This window comes from Archangium sp. (assembly GCF_036389735.1).
Lineage (GTDB): Bacteria > Myxococcota > Myxococcia > Myxococcales > Myxococcaceae > Archangium.
On the sequence record NZ_DASVWK010000371.1, the window covers coordinates 1 to 4,300 of the forward strand.

The following is a 4,300-nucleotide window of genomic DNA, read 5'->3' on the forward strand; positions in this document are numbered from 1 at the left end:
CCCCAGCCGCAGGGCCACCTCGCGCTCGAAAGGCTGGCTTCCATCATCCTGCTCCAGCAGCAGACGCACGCCGGAGAGCGTCACCTTTTCGGTGGCCGCGTCCGGCAGGCATAGGGTGACGGTGGATTCCCCGGTGAGCCACTCCGGGTTGAGTTCGTCGGCCAGCGTCCGCTGGCGCTCGCCACTCCCCAGCCAGAAGCCTCCCTGCGGGGGATGCCCGTTGAGGCCGCGGCGCAGCACCACCGGGCGCTGGATGCCATTGGCCTCGTAGACGAGGTGCGCGCGGCGCACGGTTCCCAGCGGAATGGGGGCGGCGAGCAGGAAGGAGGCACAAGGCTGGCCCTCGGCCAGGCCTCGCGGGGAGAGGACGGCCCCGGTGGGCCGCGCGCTGAAGACATGGACGTTCGCCCCTCCGAGATTGCCGGAGTCGCGCGAGCGTTCGGCGAGCACCCCCACGTCGCGGGTCACGGGCAGCACGCCCGGTCCCCACAACTCCAGCTCTTCCACCCGCACCTGTCCCGCCAGCGGCGTCAGCGTGAGCGTGACAGTCTGCCGCGCTGGCGGCATTTCCGTGGTGGCGGTGAGGCTCTCCCACTCCCCCTGCCCGAGCGCCTCGAAAGCCGGCGACCCGCTCAGCTCCACCCGCACCGCACCGCGAGCGAACACCTTGAGCCGCTGGGGGTGGACGTCCTGGGCGAAGGAGAGCGTCAGCGACACCGGACGCTCGAGCATCAGACCCGTGGTGGTGTCGCGATCGAAGAGCAGCCCCGCTTCCACCCTGGGAGCGCCCTGGAGGGCCGTGGGGTTGAGGCGCAGGAGCGTGGGCGGCGCGTCTCCGGAGGCCTGCTTGCAGCTCAAGGCTGACAGGAGGAGCAGCACGGACAGGCCGCGCATCGCATGGAGGGCATGACGAAGCATGGGAGCGATCTCCAGGATCTTCACTGCGCGATGAAGTTGGCGGGGAGGTAGGTGTTCTCGGAAACCGTCACACGCGTGGGCATGGTCGTGCTGGCGAGATCGACGTCGGTGGCGGCGACATACACGTCATAGACGCGGCCCGCCTCGAAGGTGCCGGCCGCGAAGGAGGCACTGGCCTCGCTGGCCCATTGCACGGCCGTGAGCGAGCCCTGGTTGTCCCAAACGCTCACGTAATAGGTGCGCGCGCCCGCGACGGCCTGCCAGGACACCCGCGATCCGCCGCTGGCCGAGGACACCGCCTTCACATCCAGGGGAGCGGCCAGCGAGCCCAGCTCTCCGATGGAAAAGCTCGTCGACAGCACCTGCGCGCCCACGCGGGCCGTCAACGTGTAGCGCCCCAGCAGCGGTGGCGTGTCATAGGACCAGACGAGATGCTGGCGGGCTCGTGGGGGATAGGAAAAGCGCAGGGGCGTCTCCGAGCGCAGCCCCGGGCCGATGAGTTCCACCGTCCCGCCCTCCTCCAGGGGTGTGCCGTCCGCACGTATGAGGCCTACCCACAGGGCCAGGCCCGGCTGCGTTCGGCCGTAATGCAACGCCCCCCCCGCGGCGCCGACTCGTAGCGTGGTGCCAGGCTCCTGCCCCCTGGAGAACGCCAGCCGTCCCTCGGAGACATGGAACTCCATGGGAAGCGGCGGACGCTGCGACACATCCGCCGCGAGCGCCTCCAGGGAGGTACTGAAGGCAAGCACGGACGCCGTATAGGTGCCGGTCGGCAGCGCGGAGAGATCACACTCCATCGCGCTCCCGCGCCACGACAGCTGGAGTGTCCCGTCCTTGAACACCTGGCAGCCGTAACTGGCGGCGCCCGGGACGGGCTCCCACGTCAGGCGCGCGCCATCCGCCGAGAGCGTCACCGAGGGAACCGGGGGGCCTTGGCTGTCGGGCGCGGTGAAGGAGGCCGAGATGCTGACACCGTCCGCACGCGAGAGCTCGAGCCGGTACGTCTCCCCCGGGGCGAGTCCCACGTTCCACCACCACCAGGGGACATGAGATCCCGGCTCGGTACCCGCTGGGTAGACGAAGGAAGAGGTCAACGCGCCGTGGGAGTCGGAGAGGGTGGCGCTCCACGGCTCGGTGGGGCCCCGCCCCTGGACGTCGCGGAACGTCGCCAGCAGCGCGAGCCCCACCCGCCCCGAGCCATCCGAGTAGGAGCCGCCCGTGAGCCGCAGCACGAGCCCCTCCACCTCCGACGAGGGCCTCCCGTCAGGCGGAACGGAGCCACACCCGAGGAGCCCCACGAGCAGCAGCCACGCCCAACGGAGGTCTCCTCGCGAAGACCGCCCCTGTGCGCTGAACCCGCGGCTGAGCCCCCTCCACTTGCGCATTGTCGCCCCGGCTTCGTCTGAAACGGCGGCGCATGATATGGGCCACGATGGTTCACGCAATACGCTCCAGGCGAAGCGAGCGGCACGCGTGCGAGGCCCTCACGGGAAAATAATATGCTCACGGTATTCGCCCTCCTTCCCCTCACCCTGGCCGTCACCGCCGGAGCGGCCGAGGCGCCTCGCGCGCGTGGCACGCCGAAGCCGCCCGCGCGCACGGAGAAGGCGGGGGGCACGGCCCCTGAGACGAAGCAGGAGCCACGGCCCTGGGTGGCACTCGCCGCGGGCCCCGCCTTCCCCTTCGCACGAGGACCGGTGTGGCCACGCGTGCACCTGCGGCTCGGCCTCCCGCTGGTACGCCTGGATGAGCGATTCACCCTCTCGCTCGTGGTGCCGCTCAGCACGGGGTGGGCGCGGCAGACAGGCGCCTTCTCCTCTACGAGCACGGTATTGGCCTTCGACCTCATTCCCTCGGCCCGCTTGAGCGCGCGCGGGCCCGGACGGCTGAGTTTCCATGGCGATCTCGGCGTGGGAGTGGCGCACTTCCGGTATGGGTTCGAGGTGCCCGGCCTGGGACAGGCACGTGACCATGGCAGCGGCCTCGGCCTACGGGTGGGCGCGGGGCTGGCCTACGACGTGAGCCGCCAGTGGGGGCTTTTCCTGGAGCCCCTCCACCTCCTCTTCCACACGGCGCAGGAGGGCGTCTTCCGCTTCGGCAACACCAGCTTCTCCTCCAGCACGGGCGCCGGGCCCCAAGCCTCCGTGCTGGCCGGCACCTCGTTTTCCTGGTGAGCGCGCACGCACGCCCGGGCACCGGACAGGAGGAGCCAGATGCCGGGCGTGCGTGTTATCTCTCTCTCCTGTGTCACCGAAACTCTCTCCGACCGGACCCATCCCCGGGAGCCCGACGACCTCGGACCCCCTCCATGGCAGCTTTCGCACCTCGCTGAGCCGAGCCCGCGCCGAGGAAGCCGAGCGCCGCGCGCAGGCCCTCTTCGCGGATACGGAGCTCGCCCGCCTGCTGAGCGTGCCTCGGGTGCGGACCCGCCAGTCGCCGCGCGCGCGGGACATCTTCGTCAACCGCAACCTGCGCATGTCCGGCGTCGAGCTCATCGGCTTCGACATGGACTACACGCTGGCCATCTACCACATGCGCCGGCTGGAGCAGCTCGCCTATGACATGACGCTGGCGAAGCTCGTCAGCGACCGGGGCTACCCCGCCGTCATCGGGCAGATCCAGTACGACCACCACTTCGTCATGCGCGGGCTGGCCGTCGACAAGACGAACGGCAACCTGCTGAAGATGGATCGCTTCGGCTACGTGGGGCGGGCCTGGCACGGGCTGCGGCCGCTGGAGCGCGAGGTGTGGAAGAAGCTGTACCGCAACCAGCGGGTGCGGCTGAAGAACCCGCAGTTCGCGTGGATCGACACGCTCTTCGCGCTGCCCGAGGCGTGGCTCTTCGCGGCCATCATCGAGCTGCTGGAGTCGCTGGGCCAGCGCGTGGACTACGGCAAGCTGTACGACGACATCCGCGACGCCATCGACACGGTGCACCGGGACAACTCGCTCAAGCGCGAGGTGCGCAAGGAGCTGAGCCGGTATGTCTTCCAGGATCCGGAGCTGGGCCCCGCGCTGCACAAGCTGCGCTCGGGGGGCAAGCGGCTGTTCCTGCTGACGAACTCGGCGTGGGACTACACGGACGCGGTGATGCGCTACCTGTTGGACGGGCAGCTCGCGGAGTACCCGAGCTGGCGCAACTACTTCGATCACATCGTGACGCTGGCGGCCAAGCCGGCCTTCTTCTCGGAGCAGCGGCCGTTCCTGGAGCTGGAGACGGCGGGGCCCGGCGAGGAGGCGCGCGTGGTGGGCGAGGCCACCAGCCTGGAGCGCGGCAAGGTGTACCAGGGAGGCACCCTGGTGCAGTTCGAGCAGTTCAGCGGCTACGCGGGCGAGGGCATCCTGTACGTGGGCGACCACATCTACGGGGACATCCTCAAGT

4 protein-coding genes are annotated in these 4,300 nt (G+C 69.9%); 2 read left to right on the plus strand and 2 right to left on the minus strand.

The window, feature by feature from the left end; translation table 11 throughout:
• Both VF794_RS13035 and VF794_RS13040 read right to left on the minus strand, forming a co-directional pair.
• The coding region (locus tag VF794_RS13035; protein WP_331110217.1) for a hypothetical protein at window positions 1–918 on the minus strand (918 nt) is incomplete at its 3' end.
• A 20-nt stretch (window positions 919–938) separates the two neighbouring features.
• Window positions 939–2,150 carry a hypothetical protein gene (locus tag VF794_RS13040; protein ID WP_331110219.1) on the minus strand — a complete coding sequence of 404 codons (1,212 nt, stop codon included), beginning with the start codon at window positions 2,148–2,150 and terminating at the stop codon, window positions 939–941.
• Between the two features lie 267 nt (window positions 2,151–2,417).
• On the opposite strand from VF794_RS13040, the gene VF794_RS13045 reads away from it, so the two are divergent.
• The gene (locus tag VF794_RS13045; RefSeq protein ID WP_331110221.1) at window positions 2,418–3,092 is read left to right on the plus strand and encodes a hypothetical protein; all 675 of its coding nucleotides are present in this window, start codon (window positions 2,418–2,420) and stop codon (window positions 3,090–3,092) included.
• A 70-nt stretch (window positions 3,093–3,162) separates the two neighbouring features.
• On the plus strand, window positions 3,163–4,300 hold a 1,138-nt coding region (locus VF794_RS13050), incomplete at its 3' end, for an HAD-IG family 5'-nucleotidase (RefSeq protein ID WP_331110223.1).